This window comes from Streptomyces sp. NPDC086023 (assembly GCF_044540325.1).
In the GTDB taxonomy this organism is placed as follows: Bacteria; Actinomycetota; Actinomycetes; order Streptomycetales; family Streptomycetaceae; genus Streptomyces.
In genome coordinates this window covers 1-14,286 of record NZ_JBITRX010000028.1, presented here as the reverse complement: position 1 = coordinate 14,286, position 14,286 = coordinate 1, and the positions used below count along the sequence as shown (strand labels likewise).

Annotated in this window: 15 protein-coding genes; 8 read left to right on the top strand and 7 right to left on the bottom strand. The window is 74.8% G+C overall.

The annotated features are described in order from the left end of the window. Positions 1–10 precede the first annotated feature (10 nt). Positions 11–2,119: an MMPL family transporter gene (locus tag ACIF6F_RS34040; RefSeq protein WP_399956281.1), complete on the bottom strand. Its 2,109-nt coding sequence runs from the start codon at positions 2,117–2,119 to the stop codon at positions 11–13. A 64-nt stretch (positions 2,120–2,183) separates the two neighbouring features. On the opposite strand from ACIF6F_RS34040, the gene ACIF6F_RS34035 reads away from it, so the two are divergent. Both ACIF6F_RS34035 and ACIF6F_RS34030 read left to right on the top strand, forming a co-directional pair. After that, positions 2,184–2,723, top strand: coding sequence for a MarR family winged helix-turn-helix transcriptional regulator (locus tag ACIF6F_RS34035; protein WP_399956278.1), 540 nt, complete (start codon positions 2,184–2,186; stop codon positions 2,721–2,723). Between the two features lie 185 nt (positions 2,724–2,908). Then, complete coding sequence (locus ACIF6F_RS34030) at positions 2,909–4,159, top strand: NAD(P)/FAD-dependent oxidoreductase (RefSeq protein WP_399956275.1); 1,251 nt, start codon at positions 2,909–2,911, stop codon at positions 4,157–4,159. Between the two features lie 121 nt (positions 4,160–4,280). Here the strand turns inward: ACIF6F_RS34030 and ACIF6F_RS34025 are convergent, their stop codons facing one another. The 5 genes from ACIF6F_RS34025 to ACIF6F_RS34005 all read right to left on the bottom strand — a co-directional run bounded on the left by ACIF6F_RS34025 (position 4,281) and on the right by ACIF6F_RS34005 (position 8,104). Next, positions 4,281–5,036 carry an HAD family hydrolase gene (locus tag ACIF6F_RS34025; RefSeq protein ID WP_399956272.1) on the bottom strand — a complete coding sequence of 252 codons (756 nt, stop codon included), beginning with the start codon at positions 5,034–5,036 and terminating at the stop codon, positions 4,281–4,283. Further along, a complete protein-coding gene (locus ACIF6F_RS34020; RefSeq protein WP_399956269.1) occupies positions 5,033–5,821 on the bottom strand; it encodes a helix-turn-helix domain-containing protein in 789 nt (262 codons plus the stop codon). Before ACIF6F_RS34020 ends, ACIF6F_RS34025 begins: the two co-directional genes overlap by 4 nt. A gap of 14 nt (positions 5,822–5,835) precedes the next feature. After that, positions 5,836–6,915, bottom strand: a complete 1,080-nt coding sequence (locus ACIF6F_RS34015; protein ID WP_399956266.1) for an alcohol dehydrogenase catalytic domain-containing protein — start codon at positions 6,913–6,915, stop codon at positions 5,836–5,838. Positions 6,916–7,184: 269 nt separating this feature from the next. Then, positions 7,185–7,790, bottom strand: coding sequence for a winged helix-turn-helix domain-containing protein (locus ACIF6F_RS34010; protein WP_399956263.1), 606 nt, complete (start codon positions 7,788–7,790; stop codon positions 7,185–7,187). Between the two features lie 230 nt (positions 7,791–8,020). Further along, positions 8,021–8,104 carry a putative leader peptide gene (locus tag ACIF6F_RS34005; RefSeq protein ID WP_399956465.1) on the bottom strand — a complete coding sequence of 28 codons (84 nt, stop codon included), beginning with the start codon at positions 8,102–8,104 and terminating at the stop codon, positions 8,021–8,023. Positions 8,105–8,511: 407 nt separating this feature from the next. On the opposite strand from ACIF6F_RS34005, the gene ACIF6F_RS34000 reads away from it, so the two are divergent. The 5 genes from ACIF6F_RS34000 to ACIF6F_RS33980 all read left to right on the top strand — a co-directional run bounded on the left by ACIF6F_RS34000 (position 8,512) and on the right by ACIF6F_RS33980 (position 12,898). After that, positions 8,512–9,720 (top strand): acyl-CoA dehydrogenase, encoded by a 1,209-nt coding sequence (locus ACIF6F_RS34000; RefSeq protein ID WP_399956260.1) that lies wholly within the window; start codon positions 8,512–8,514, stop codon positions 9,718–9,720. Between the two features lie 123 nt (positions 9,721–9,843). Further along, positions 9,844–10,302 (top strand): RrF2 family transcriptional regulator, encoded by a 459-nt coding sequence (locus ACIF6F_RS33995; protein ID WP_399956257.1) that lies wholly within the window; start codon positions 9,844–9,846, stop codon positions 10,300–10,302. 167 nt (positions 10,303–10,469) lie between these two features. Next, on the top strand, positions 10,470–10,562 hold the full coding sequence (locus ACIF6F_RS33990; protein WP_399956253.1) for a putative leader peptide: 93 nt from the start codon (positions 10,470–10,472) through the stop codon (positions 10,560–10,562). Between the two features lie 237 nt (positions 10,563–10,799). Beyond that, positions 10,800–11,912 carry an ABC transporter substrate-binding protein gene (locus tag ACIF6F_RS33985; protein ID WP_399956250.1) on the top strand — a complete coding sequence of 371 codons (1,113 nt, stop codon included), beginning with the start codon at positions 10,800–10,802 and terminating at the stop codon, positions 11,910–11,912. 140 nt (positions 11,913–12,052) lie between these two features. After that, positions 12,053–12,898 carry a glutathione S-transferase C-terminal domain-containing protein gene (locus ACIF6F_RS33980; RefSeq protein ID WP_399956247.1) on the top strand — a complete coding sequence of 282 codons (846 nt, stop codon included), beginning with the start codon at positions 12,053–12,055 and terminating at the stop codon, positions 12,896–12,898. A gap of 26 nt (positions 12,899–12,924) precedes the next feature. On the opposite strand, the gene ACIF6F_RS33975 is transcribed toward ACIF6F_RS33980, so the two are convergent. Further along, positions 12,925–13,419: a rhodanese-like domain-containing protein gene (locus ACIF6F_RS33975; protein WP_399956243.1), complete on the bottom strand. Its 495-nt coding sequence runs from the start codon at positions 13,417–13,419 to the stop codon at positions 12,925–12,927. A 109-nt stretch (positions 13,420–13,528) separates the two neighbouring features. Between ACIF6F_RS33975 and ACIF6F_RS33970 the strand changes: the two genes are divergently transcribed. After that, positions 13,529–14,095, top strand: a complete 567-nt coding sequence (locus ACIF6F_RS33970) for a DoxX family protein (protein WP_399956240.1) — start codon at positions 13,529–13,531, stop codon at positions 14,093–14,095. Positions 14,096–14,286 lie beyond the last annotated feature (191 nt).

Genomic DNA, 14,286 nt, shown 5'->3' with positions numbered 1-14,286 from the left:
GCCGGTCACCCTAGCCAAGGTTCCGGGACGGCACCGGCCCCTCCTCGCGGGCCGAGGCGAGTGCGCTGGGCCACCAGGCGCGGGGGCCGATGTCGAGCACGAGGGCGGGGACCAGCAGGGACCGCACGACCAGGGTGTCCAGGAGCACGCCGAAGGCGACGATGAACGCGATCTGGACCAGGAAGGCCAGCGGGATCACCATCAGGGCGGCGAACGTCGCCGCGAGGACCACGCCGGCCGAGGTGATCACCCCGCCCGTGGTCGTCAGCCCGCGCAGCACGCCCCGGCGCGTGCCGTGCACGAGGCTCTCCTCGCGCACGCGCGACATCAGGAAGATATTGTAGTCCACGCCGAGGGCGACCAGGAAGACGAACCCGTACAGCGGGACGGAGGCGTCGGTGCCGCTGAAGCCGAGCACGTGCTGGAAGAGCAGCGCGGAGACGCCGAGCGTGGCGAGGAAGTTGAGGGCGACGGTCGCCACCAGCAGGACCGGGATGAGCAGGGAGCGCAGCAGCCCGGCCAGGATGAGCAGGATGACCGCCAGGACGACGGGCACGATCAGGTTCCGGTCGCGCGCCGAGGTCTGCTGGGTGTCGTACTGCTGGGCGGTGTAGCCGCCGACCAGGGCGTCGGCGCCGGGCACGGCGTGGACGCCCTCGCGCAGCCGCCGGACGGTGTCCTTCGCGGCGTCGCTGTCGGCCGCGGCGTCGAGGGTGGCGTCCAGGCGTACCCGGCCGTCCACGACCAGGGGTTCGCCCGGGCCGCCGCCCGCGGTGACGGGGCGTACGGCCGCCACGCCCTCGGTGCCCTCGGCAGCCGCCCGTACCGCGGCCGCCCGGCCGGCGTCGGTGATGATGACGGCCGGCTGGCCGGAGCCCGCGGGGAAGTGCCGGGCGAGGGTCTGCTGGGCGCCGACGGAGGGCGCGTCGTTGACGAAGATCTCGTCCAGCGGCACGCCCTTCGACGACAGGGCCGGGGCGAAGGCGGCCAGTACGCAGAGCAGGAGTGCGGTGCCGGCCCACACCCGCCGGGGTGCCCGGTCGACGAGTGCGGCGACGCGCTGCCAGATCCGGTGCCCCTCGGCGGTGGCGTCGGCCGGTTTCGGGGTGGCGGGCCAGTAGGCTGCGCGGCCGAGCAGCGCCAGGACCGCGGGCAGGAAGGTCAGGGTGGCCAGCACGGCGCAGAGGATGCCGATGGCGCCGACCGGGCCGAGGGCGCGGTTGTTCGTCAGGTCACTGGCCAGCAGCGCCAGCAGGCCGAGCGCCACGGTCGCGGCGCTCGCGGTGACGGCTCCGGCCGAGCGGCGCACGGCTGCGCGTACGGCGGCGACGCGGTCTCCCCGTACGGCGAGCTCCTCGCGGAAGCGGGCGGCGAGCAGCAGGGCGTAGTCGGTCGCCGCCCCGATCACCAGGATGGACAGGATTCCCTGCACCTGACCGTCGACGCGCACCAGGTCGCGGGCGGCGAGCGCGTAGACCACGGCGCAGGCGAGCCCGAGGGCGAACACGGCGCTGATGATGATCACGAAGGGCAGCAGGACGCTGCGGTAGACGAGCAGCAGGATCAGCAGGACGGCGCCCAGCGCCACCCCCAGCAGCAGGCCGTCGATCCCGGCGAAGGCGTCGGAGAGGTCGGCCTGGGTGGCCGCCGGGCCGGCGATCTCCACCGAGGTGCCCGGCACCCGCTCGGCGGCCCGCCGTACCTCGTCCAGCACCTCCGGGGTCCGCTCGCCCAGGTCGGGTGCCAGGGGGACGACGGCCTGGAGCGCCTCCCCGTCGGCCGAGGCGAGGACGGGGGACGGCGGGCCCGCGACGCCGGGGCGTCCGGCGAGCCCCGCGGCCGCCTGCGCGGCCGCCCGCTCCTGCCCGGCGGTCACGCGGCCGCCGTCGTCGGCGGTCCACACGACGATCGCGGGGACGGACGCCGACGCCTCGAAGGCCTTGCGGGCCTGGAGGACCCGGGTCGACTCGGCGCTGCGCGGCAGGAAGGCGGCCTGGTCGTTGGTGGCGACCTCCCCGAGCCTGCCCGCGTACGGCCCCAGGGTGCCGCCGATGCCGAGCCAGACGAGCACGAGCGCCAGGGGCACGGCCCAGCGGGCCCAGCGGGCTGCGTTTCTCACGTCACTTCCTCATTTCCTTCGAACATCGAGACTCTCAATAATCGAGAGATTATATGCTGAACCCATGCGTGACGCGGACACCCCCCCGACTTCCTCCCCGACTTCCTCCCCGGCTTCCCGCCCGGCTTCCCCCTCGACCTCCCTTCCGGCCGACGACCCGATCGGGTTGCAGTCCTTCGCGGTGCTGCTGCGCCGGATGAACGCCGAGTTCAACCGCATCGCGCAGGAGTTCGCCCAGTCCCAGGGCCTCCACCTGACCGACGTACAGGCCCTGATCGCCGTCCTGGACGCGGAGGCGCACGGCGAGGGCGCGCTGACGCCGGGCCGGCTCGGCAGGCAGATGAACCTCACCTCGGGGGCGACGACCGCCTGCCTCGACCGCCTGGAGAAGGCCGGCCACATCCACCGCGTCCGGTCCGCCCACGACCGGCGCATCGTCCACCTCCACTACGCGGAGGCCGGCCGGGAGGTGGCACGGGACTACTTCCGGCCGCTGGCCACGCTCACCGACGCCACCCGCGCCGGCTTCACGTCCGACGAGCTGCACGTCGTGGTGCGCTTCCTCACGGAGATGAACCGGCAGCTCGCCCTCGTCCGCCGCTGACGCCGCGGCGCGCGGCGGCGCCCCGGTACGGCGGCCGGCGCCACCGGCCGGGTGAACCCGGCGGCCGCGCCGCGCCCGGCCCACGGGGGTGCGGCGGGCCCGTCCGGCCCCGTGCCACGATGGCACCGCCCGCCCCTCCGTCACGTCCGGGCGGGCGCCGATCTCCGCGAAGGGCGGTATCTCCGTTGGCCGTTGAGCACGACGCGATCGTGGTGGGCGCCGGGATGGCCGGCCTGGCCTGTGCCGCGGACCTCGTGGGGGCCGGCCTCCGCGTCGTACTCCTGGAAGGGTCCGACGGCCCCGGCGGGCGCGTCCGCACCGACCGGCGCGACGGCTTCCTGCTGGACCGCGGCTTCCAGGTCTTCAACACCGCCTACCCGCAGGTCAAGCGGCGCTTCGACCTGCGCGCGCTGCGCCTGCACCCCTTCACTCCGGGCGTGGTGGCCCACACGCCGTCCGGTCCGGTACGGCTGGTGGATCCGAGCCGCCGCCGGGAGGGCGCCCGGACCCTGCTGCCGGGCCGTGCCCTCTCGGCCCGCGACCTGGCGGCACTGTCGGCACTCACCCTGCGGGACGCGTTCCTGCCCGCCCGCGCGCTCAAGGGCCGCGGCGACCGCAGTACCCGGGAGGCACTGCGCAGGGCCGGACTGACACCGGACCTCGTGGACCACGTCCTGCGGCCGTTCCTCTCCGGCGTCTTCCTGGAGGACCGGCTGGAGACCTCGGCCCGCTACTTCCACCTCGTGTGGCGGAGCATGGCGCGCGGCACGCTGTGCCTGCCCGCCGGGGGCATCGGCGCGGCCGCCGCGCAACTGGCCGCGGCGCTGCCCGAAGGGACCCTGCGGCTGGGCACACCGGTCGCGGCGGTCACGGACACGGGCGTCCTCCTGGCCGACGGCCGCGACCTGGCCGCCCGTACCGTGGTCGTGGCGACCGACGCCCGCACCGCGGCCGCCCTGCTGCCGGGCCTGGCGGTACCGGCCCAACGCACCGCCACCACCTTCTACTACGCCACCGACGACGCACCCCTGACGGAGCCGGTGCTGCTGCTCGACAGCACGATGACGGTCCTCAACACGTGCGTGCTCAGCGCGGTGGTCCCCGGCTACGCTCCCCCGGGCACGGCACTGGTCTCGGCCTCGGTCCTGGGCACGGACACCCCGGAACGCGAACGCACGGTCCGCCGCAGACTGGGCGAGCTGTACGGCTCCGACCCCGCCCGCTGGGACCTGGTGGCCACCTACCCGGTCACGGACGCGCTCCCGGCCATGCCACCGCCCTGGCCCCTCACCCGCACCACCCGCTTCGCCCCGGCCCGCTACGTCTGCGGGGACCACCGCGCCACGGGCTCGGTCCAGGGCGCCCTCGCCTCGGGCACCCGGGCGGCCACGGAACTCCTCACCGACCTCGCCCGGGCCCGGCGGGCCCGGCCCTGACCCGCGGGGCACGTCCGTCAGAGAGCGGCGGGTTCCGTCCCCGCCGTCGCACCGCGCGAGCCTGGTGCCCTGGGTGACCGAGCGTGCGCAGCGACGCGACGAGCCGGTCGGTCCCCGGGTCTCACGGCCGGCCGACCGCGAGTGCGGCGGGCAGTCCGGCGAGGTCCCGCAGCACGAGGTGGGCGCCCCGGGCCCGCAGGGCCTCGTCCCCGGCCGGGCCGCCCTCGCGGTCGAGGCCCACGACCAGGCCGAACCCGCCCCGGCGCCCGGCCTCGACGCCGGCGAGGGCGTCCTCCACCACGGCGGTGTGCGCGGGGTCCGCGCCGAGCCGGGCCGCGGCCTCCTGGAACAGGGCGGGGTCGGGTTTGCCCGGCAGGGCCAGTACGGCGGCCAGCTCGCCGTCGACGACGGTGGCGAGGAGGCCGGTGAGGCCCGCGGACTCCAGCAGGGCACGGGCGTGCCGGGAGGCCGAGACCGCCGCGCAGCGGATCCCGGACCGCGACAGGCGCAGCAGCACGGGGCGTACGTCGTCGAACGCGCGGGCGGCCCCGGTCCGCAGCGCCGCGGAGAACACCCGCTCCTTGCGGGCGGCGACCGCGTGGACGGTCGCGCAGCCGGGCGGGTCCTCCGGCCGGCCGGGGGGCAGCCGGATCTCGCGGGCGGCCAGGAAGGCCCGTACGCCGTCGAGCCGGGACCTGCCGTCGACCAGCTCCCGGTACTCGCGCACGGCGTCGAACGGGCGCGGCGGGTCCCGGCCGGGCGGCTCCCACTCGGCGAGGCAGCCGTCGAAGGTCTCCTTCCAGGCGGCGGCGTGGCGGGCCGCCGTGTCGAGGAGGACCCCGTCCGTGTCGAACACGACGGCGCGCAGCACGCTCATTCCCCGTGCACCACCCGGCGGCCGGTGACCCGGTCCGGCGTGATCGTCATCCAGTGGCTGCGGGGGCCGCCCGCCCAGGGGTGGGAGCGGGCGACGGCGCTCAGGCGGTGCAGCTCGGCCCCGTCGGTGACGGCGGTCAGTACCCCCACCGCCAGCACGCTCCAGCCGCCGGCGGTCACGTCGTCGATGTGGTCGATCTCGAACGCTGCCCGGGTGCCCGCGGCCCGGGCCGCGGGGCTGTCCGCGGCCGTCCGGAACGCCACGCCGGGCCCGGCGGTCACGTAGTTGACGGGGAAGACGGCCGGCCCTTCGTCGGTGGAGATCGCGATGCGGCCCACGCCGTGGGTGCCGAGAAGCTGCCGGCACTCGTCCTCGCCGATCGGTACGAGCGCGGTGTCGCGCCGGGCGCCGGAGCGGCCGGGCACGCGCTCCGCGCTCGCGCCGGTCAGGTCGTCGACGCTGACCCCGAGGGCGTCGGCGACGCGCAGGAGCGTGCCGATGGCCGGTGTCGCGGCGTGGTCTTCCAGGTAGGCGACGTAGTTGGCGTCGGCGCCGCAGCGCCTGCCCAGCTCCTCCCGGCTGAGGCCGAGGGCCTCGCGCCGGGCCACCAGGCGCCGGCCGAGGTCCGTGCGGCCGGGCGGCGCGCCGTGCGCCCCGCCCGTAGCTCCGTGCGGCGTGCCCTGCCCCTCGCCGGATGCCTCGCCCCGCACTCCGTACGCCGTGCCCTGCGCCTGGCCGAACACCTCGTCCGACGTCTGTCGTGCGCTGCTCCGGGTCCTCTTCACGGCGTTCACGGCAATCACGGCTCCCGGGACGGTACGGCGGCGACCGTGTCGTGCTGCGGCCCGCCGAGCACGACCTTCAGGGCGCCGGTGTCGGCGGCGCGGGAGAAGACGTCGTACGCCTCCTCCATCTGCCGGAGCTCGAAGCGGTGGGTGACCAGCTCGGCGCCGGGGAGGCGGCCGGCGGCCATCATCCGCATGAGCATGGGCGTGGACCGGGTGTCGACGAGCCCGGTGGTGATGGTGACGTCCTTGATCCACAGGTCTTCGAGGTGCAGGGTGGCGGGTCTGCCGTGGACGCCGATGTTGGCCACCCGGCCGCCGGGCCGGACCATCCGGGTGCACATCTCGAAGGCCTCGGGCACGCCGACGGCCTCGATGACGACGTCCGCACCCAGTCCGTCGGTCAGGTCCTCGACCAGCCGTTCGGGCTGCTCGCGGGCGGCCACGACGGCGTCGGCGCCGAGGTCCCGGGCGGCGGCCAGGCGGGCGGCGGCGAGGTCGACGGCGATGATGCGGAACGGGCTGTAGAGGCGGGCGGCGGCGATGGCCGCCAGGCCGATCGGGCCGGCGCCGACCACGACGACGGTGTCGCCGGGGCGCACCTCGCCGTTGAGCACGCCCACCTCGTAGGAGGTCGGGTAGATGTCCGCGAGGAGCACGGCGTCGTGGCTCGCGAGGCTGCTGGGCAGGGGGTGGACGGAGAGGTCGGCGAAGGGGACACGTACGTATTCGGCCTGTGTTCCGTCGATGGTGTGCCCGAGCACCCAGCCGCCGCCCCCGCGGCACTGGCCGTACCGCCCCTCGCGGCAGAAGCGGCAGCGCCCGCAGGCCGAGATGCAGGAGATCAGCACCCGGTCGCCCGGGCGTACCGTGCGGACGTCGCCGCCGGTCTCGACGACGGTGCCGACGGCCTCGTGGCCCAGGATCCGGCCGGGCTCCACCTCGGGGACGTCGCCCTTGACGATGTGCAGGTCGGTGCCGCAGAGGGTGACGGCGTCGACCCGGACGATCGCGTCGGCGGCGTCCTTGACCGAGGGGTCCGGTACGTCCTGCCAGGAGGTCTGTCCGGGCCCGTGGAAGACGAGTGCCTTCATGACGCGGCCTTCTCTCTGTGTGCGGTGCGATGCCGGTGTCACCGTCAGGGTGTGCCACCGGCCCGCCGCCGCGCTTGGGCCGGTCGGGCCCCACCGGGGACCGGACGGGCCTCGAACCGGCCGGCAGCGGTGAGTACGGCGTCCAGCCGCCCGCGGACCCGGTCCGTGCACCCGTCGGACGCGTCCGCCGCAGACGGCCGGAGGGAGAAGGTTGCCGGGTGAGGAGGCGGCCGATGCGCGTCGTGCACGGCTGTGGGCAGGGCTACGGGCTACGGGCGGCCGGGCACGTACTTGTAGCCGACGCGGCGCACGGTGGAGATGCGGTTCCGGTGGGCCGCGCCGAGCTTGCGGCGCAGGCGGGCCACGTGGACGTCGACGGTACGGCCGTCGCCGATGTGCCCGTAGCCCCAGATGCCGGAGATGAGCGCGTCACGCGTGTGGACCGTGTGCGGGTGGGCCACGAAGTGGGACAGGAGGGCGAACTCCAGGTAGGTGAGGTCGAGTTCGCGCCCGTCGACCTCGACCAGCCGGCGCGCCCGGTCGACCCGGACGGCGTCGTCGCCGTGCACCTCGGGGTCGGCTCCGGAAGCCGGAGCGGGGGCAGTGCCGGGGTCGAGGTCGAGGCCGAAGGGTGGCACCGGCGTGGGAGCCTGGGGCGTCGCCGGCCCCAGGGGATGGATCTCGGGGCGGATGCCGTGGGCCGTCATCACCGCCACCGGATCGACGTGGGCCGGCAGGAAGACCAGATAGCCGACGCGACCGCCTGCGGTGCCGCCCCCGTGGGTGCCGGGCGGGCGGTCGCCGACCACCTGGAGGCGCGGGCCGGGGTGGCGGGGGGTGGAGGTGGTGGTGGATGCGGGAACTGCGGTGGTCATGGCGTGCCCCTTCGGCTGCTCGGAGTGAGGTGCGGAGGCCGGTGGTCCGGCCGGCGGAGGGCAGGGCGGGAACTCCCCCGCGGGTGCGCCCGGGAGCCCGGCGCGGCGCGCGCCGAGCGGACCCGTACGGCCCCGGAGGGCAGGGGGAGGGAGAGGGCGGGCGTCACACCCGGGGACGCGGCGGCCCGGACGGCGGCACGCGCAGGAAGAAGTCCCCTGCCGGAGAAGCCCTAGACGGGCCGGCAGACCGCGCTGGCGACGCGACGGAAGTCGACGTGCCTGCGGCGTACGAGCATGGGCTGCAACGGGGACATGACCACATCGTGAGGGCGCGACGGGCGGCGGTCAATGGTTCCCTACTGGTTCTATAGGGAATTCCGGACAGCGGCGCGGCCCCACCCCCGTCTCCTTCCGCGAGACCGGGCTGTCCACCATCCGGTCACACCCTTGCCCGACGGGCGAGTTCGGGGAAATATTCCTATCAATCCGATGGGAAAAGTAGGGATTCGCGGTGGCGCGGTTCGCCCGAGACAACGGTGCCGCCGCGGCCCGCCGACCCGGCGCGGGGCCGCTCCGAACGGCCCCGTGCACCCGGCCGCCCCCTCCCTTCCCGTCCCCTGTGACCGCCGACCCCCGGAGTACCCGACATGACCACCGCCACCCCCCAAGGCAGCGCCGCCCGCCCGGCCCCCGCACCGGCCGGCGGCATCCGGGCCTGCCGGTGACGCTCACACCGACGACACCGGAGACGGCCGGCGGCCGGTCCGCCGACGAGCTGCGCCGCACGGTGCTGCGTACCGCCCGCGACGTGGCGGACGACCTCGCCGCCGACGTCATCTCCCGGGACCGGGCCGGCGGACAGCCGGCCGACGAGACCGCCCGGCTGCGCGAGGCCGGCCTGCTGGCAGCACTCACCCCGCCCGGACCCGGCCGCGGAACGGACTGGCGTACCGGATGCGCCGTCGTACGGGAGGTCGCCACCGCGGACAGCTCGGTCGGCGACCTGCTCGCCCGCCACTACGCGCACGCGTGGAGCGGCCGCTTCTACGCCGGCCGGCAGCAAGCGGCCGCCCTGGAAGAGGAGTCGGCGCGCGAGCACTGGCTGTGGACCGGCGCGGTCCGCAGCCCGGGCCCCCACGAGGACACCCAGGGGCCGGACCTCGTCCTGCGGCCGCGCGGCACCGGATACGCCCTGAGCGGGCGCCGGTCCGTGGACACGGCCGTCGCCGTCGCCGACCAGGTCGTGATGGACGCCCTCTGTACCGCGACCGGCGACGTCCTGGTCGTACGGGTCCCGTCCGGTGCGCGGGGCGTCGCCGTCGAACCCGCCCTCGACCGCCTGGGGCAGCGCGTGGCCGGTGCCGGCGAGGTCGTCCTGGACCGGGTCGCCGTCGCGCCCGGACAGGTGCTGGGCCGCCGGCCGCACGACGAGGAGTCGGCCCCGCCCTTCACCGCGCTCGCCGAGCCCGCACTCCGGCTCACCCTGTGCCACGTCGCCCTGGGCAACGCCGAGGGGGCCCTCGCCGAGGTGCGCGACCTCAGCAGGGGCGGCCACGGTCGCCGGCTGCCCGGAGCGGACCCCGACCTGCTGCTGACGTACGGGGAACTCGCCTCGGCCGTCCAGACGGCCACCGCCGTCGTCGACCGGGCCACCGAGGTGACGGCCCAGGCCCTCGAAGCGGGCGCGCTGCTCGACGCCGACGAGGCGGCGGGCGTCGCCGCCCTGGTCGCCACGGCCGAGACCGTGACCTCGCGGGCCGCCCTGCACATCACCACCCGGGTGCTGGAACTCGCCGACGCGCCCGGACTGGACCGGTTCTGGCGCAACGCCCGCGTCCTGACGGCCCACCGGCCCACCGCACACCGGCTGCGCGCCATCGGCGAGCACTACCTCAACGGCCCGCACCGCGCACTGGCGGCCTTCGGCTGACCCGCCGACGCCGCACCGCCACCCGCGACCAGCACCTTCGGCCGCCGGGCGCCCCGTCCCGCGCCCGGCGCCCGGGCGGCCCCGCGGGCACGCGCGGCCGGGACCGTGCGGGATAATGCCCCCATGCGGATCTCAGCCAGGGCGGACTACGCGGTACGAGCCGCACTGCAGCTCGCCGCGTCACAGGACGACGGGCCATTGAAGGCCGAAGCCATCGCCGACGCCCAGGACATCCCGCACAAGTTCCTCGAAGGAATCATGAACGACATGCGCCGGGGCGGCCTCGTGCTGAGCCAGCGCGGCGGCAACGGCGGCTACCGGCTGGCGAAGCCGGCCGATTCCATCAGCATCGCGGACGTCATCCGCGTCGTGGACGGTCCGCTGGTCTCGGTACGCGGCGTCCGCCCCCCGGACCTGTCCTACACGGGCCCCGCCGAGTCACTGCTCCCCCTGTGGATCGCGCTGCGGGCCAACGTACGGGAGATCCTCGACGGCGTGTCGCTCGCCGACGTCGCGGCATCCGCACTGCCCGCCGACGTGTCGGCACTGAGCCAGGCCCCCGGGGCCTGGACCAACCCCTGAGCACCCGCACCCGGAACCCGTCCTCAGCCCCGCCCCACCTGGGCTTTCTCACATTTCGAGCCATCTCCGTCCAGCATGTGAACACACCCTTGGGGCGGAGCCACCGCCTCTGCCAATATGCCTACCAGTCCGGTAGGAAAACTAGGAATTCGGAGGTGGCCGTGCACATGCCGTACCGCGCAGGCCGGATGACGCCTCTGACCTCCCGCCGGCACATCGACCTGGCCCGTACGTCCAGCGCCATCTGTCAGTCCGCCTGACGCGGTCCCCGGGCCGGTACTCCGCTCACCCGCTGCCGCTCCCCACGGCCGCGCACCCAGTGCCGCGCCCTGCGCCGTCCGTCACAGGGGCACCCCCTCCGGCCGGCCCTGCCGCACCTGCCCGCATGCCTCCCAGCGCGCTCACACCTCGCGCCTACCCGGCATGCCCGCACCCGCTCGTCCCGCGCTTTTCCGCTTCCCGGCTCCCTCGCCACCTTCCCGTGAAAGGACACCTCCGTGTCTGCCGCAAGACCGCTCACCGCCCTGCGCGCCGTTGCCCTCACCGCCGCTCTCCCCCTCCTGCTCACCGCCTGCGGCTACGGCTCCGGCGCGAAGGACGAGAAGAAGGACGAGAAGTCCAACGTCGCGGCCACCGGAAAGAAGCTCTCCGCGGACACCGTCCGCATCGGCTACTTCCCCAACCTCACCCACGCGACCGCGCTGGTGGGCATCCAGGAAGGCCTGATCGCCAAGGAACTGGGCGGCACGAAGATCGCCCCCCAGACCTTCAACGCCGGCCCCTCCGAGATCGAAGCGCTCAACGGCGGCTCGCTCGACATCGGCTTCATCGGCCCCTCCCCCTCGATCAACGCCTACGTCAAGTCCAAGGGCAAGAACCTCCGGATCATCTCCGGCTCCGCCTCCGGCGGCGTGAAGCTCGTCGTCAACCCGGACAAGATCAAGACCCTCGACGACCTCAAGGGCAAGAAGATCGCCACCCCCCAGAAGGGCAACACCCAGGACGTCGCGTTCCTCAACTGGATCGCCGAAAAGGGCTGGACCGTCGACCCCGAAAGCGGCAAGGGCGACGTCTCCGTCGTCCGCACCGACAACAAGGTCACCCCCGACGCCTACAAGTCCGGTTCCGTCGACGGCGCCTGGGTCCCCGAACCCACCGCCTCCAAGCTCGTCTCCCAAGGCGCCAAGGTCCTCCTCGACGAGACCACCCTGTGGCCCGACAAGAAGTTCGTCATCACCAACGTCATCGTCTCCCAGAAGTTCCTCGCCGAGCACCCCGACGTGGTCGAGGCCGTCCTGCGCGGCACCGTCAAGACCAACGACTGGATCAACGCCAACCCCGACAAGGCCAAGGCCTCCGCCAACGCGGCCCTGAAGGCCGAAACCGGCAAGGAACTGGCCCCCAAGGTCATCGACCCCGCCTGGCCCAGCATCCAGATCACCGACGACCCCCTCGCCGCCACCCTCAAGACCCAGTCCGAATGGGCGGTCAAGGCCAAGCTCATCAAGCAGCCCGACCTCACCGGCATCTACGACCTCGCCCTCCTCAACAAGGTCCTCAAGGCCGCCGGCAAGCCCGAGGTCTCCGACGCCGGACTCGGCACCAAGTAAGCCCACCCCCCGGGAGGTGACGACCACGGCGCAGGCCGCCCGCGCCGGGCTCGTCACCTCCCGGGCGCTCCTTCCCGCACGCGCCGCATCCGGCGCGTGCGGTCGTTCACGGCCGTGACCGAGCATTCCCAGGGAGACGCATGTCCGCCATTTCCCAGAAAGCCGTCCCGTCCTTCCGCAGCCGGATCGGCCGTGATGCGCGCAGCGGCTATCCGCCCGTGCCCCGCCGCTACCGGCTCCACCTCGCGCCGTCCTGTCCGCGGTGTCTGCGGATCGCCGTCACCCACAGCCTGCTGGGACTGGAGGACGTCCTCCCCCTGACCGTGCTGCCCGCCGTGCCCGACGCTCCCGGCGGCGGGTACGAGGCGCTGCACCGGCTGTACGGGTCCAGCTCCCACCAGTACACGGGACCTGCCGTGGCGCCGGTCCTCAGCGACGACTGGACCGGACGGATCGTCAGCAGCCACTCCCCCGACATCCTCCAGGACCTGACCCGGCGCTTCGGCGCCGACTCCGGCGCCCGCCTGCACCCGGAGGGCGCCGAGGAGGAGATCGCGGCCGTCGCCCGGCGCTGCGAGCAGGACGTCGACGCAGCCGCACAGCGCGCCGGCGAGTCCCGCACCGACGGGCCCGCCCGCGAGGCCGCGCTCGCCACCCTCTCCGACGGGCTGGACGCGCTGGAGCGCCGCCTGGTCGCCCGCGAGTACGTCCTGGGCGACGAACTCACCGCCGCCGACGTCCGGTTGTGGGTGACGCTGGTGCAGCTGGACACCGTACACCGCTGGCACCTGGACGCCGCGGCGGTGTACCGCATCACGGACCACCCGCGCCTGTGGTCGTACGCACGACGCCTGGCGGCACATCCCGCCTTCGCACCCCACCTCGACCTGGACGGCATCGCCCGCCGGCACCACGCGCACTGCCGCGGCAAGGAAGCCGCCGGCGCGGCGATCCGCATCGTGGACTGGCCCGGCTTGGGCGGCTGACGGAGCATCCGATGGCGGTGCGGCCCTCAGCGGGCCGCACCGCCGCGGCGGTTGAAGGGCAGCCGGCCGAGCAGTACCGCCAGGCCGCACGTGTCGGTGACCGCGGAGAAGACGAGTCCGGCGGCGATCGCCCCGGACAGCAGCAGGCCGGCCGGGTGCACGAGCAGCCCGATGACCCGGCCGAGCAGCACGGTGCCGCCGGCGGCGAGGCGGACCTGCCGTTCCATCGACCAGACGGCGCGCGCGGACCCGGCGGGACGGTCGAGCGGGAGCCCTGCGGCCACCCACGCGCGGAGGCCGCCGGCGAGGCCGGAAGCGGCGATGCCGAGGCCGGCCAGCTCCGTGACCGCCCTGTCCGCGCGCGCTCCCGAGGCGCACACCACGAGGAGCGGCTCGCGCCCTGCGGCCTCGCGCAGCTCGGGCGCGCTCTGCGCGAGCCGTTCGAGCGGCACGTTGAGCGCGTCCGGCAGGTGGCCGGTGGCGAACTCGCCGGGAGTCCGGACGTCACACTGCCGCAACACGCGACGGGGCTGGCCCGTTCGGCGGACGTTGTGCGAGGTGCGGGGCGCAGCGGCCCGGACGGGATACGGATGCCTTCGGCATCCCCTCACCCTCCCCTGGGAGCTTCACATGAGCTGCATCAACCGACGTGACCTCGCCCTGCTGGCCCTGCGCGCCGGGACCGGGGCGGTGCTGATGGCGCACGGTACGCAGAAGCTGTTCGGCTGGTTCGGCGGCGGCGGCCTGGAGGGCACCGCCACCGCGATGGAGCACATGGGCTTCAAGCCCGGCAAGCACAGCGCGCTGGCAGCCGGACTCGGCGAGGCCGGCGGCGGGGCGCTGCTCGTCCTGGGCCTCGCCACCCCCGCGGCGGGCGCGGCGGCGGCCGGTGCCATGGCGGGAGCGGTGTCGGTCCACGCCCCGGCCGGCTTCTTCGCCCAGGCCGGCGGCTTCGAGTACCCGGCGTTCCTCGGCTTCACCGCGGCCACCATCGGCCTCGCCGGCCCGGGCCGCTACTCCCTCGACCACGCCACCGGCCACGCCTTCGACCAGCGGTGGATGCTCGGGCTGGCCTTCGCCGCGAGCGCCGCGGCGGCGGCGTTCGTCCTGACCAAGCGGGCCCAGGACCGCCAGCCCGCCGGGCCTGCCGAGTCCGCAGAGTCCGGCGAGTCCGCAGAGTCCGGCGAGGAGGAGTAGCCCGCCTGACGCCGCGCCACCCTGCGGTCCGGCGCCCGACAGGCCGGCGGACCGCTCCCGCCTCCGTGGTGTCCCGCGGCCTCCCGGGACGGAACACCTAGTGACCTGGTTTGGAGATCCTGTCGCAGTAGCGGCAGATGCGGTCGAGGATCTGGTCGGCGGTCTTGGTCCACTTGAAGGGCCTGGCCTGG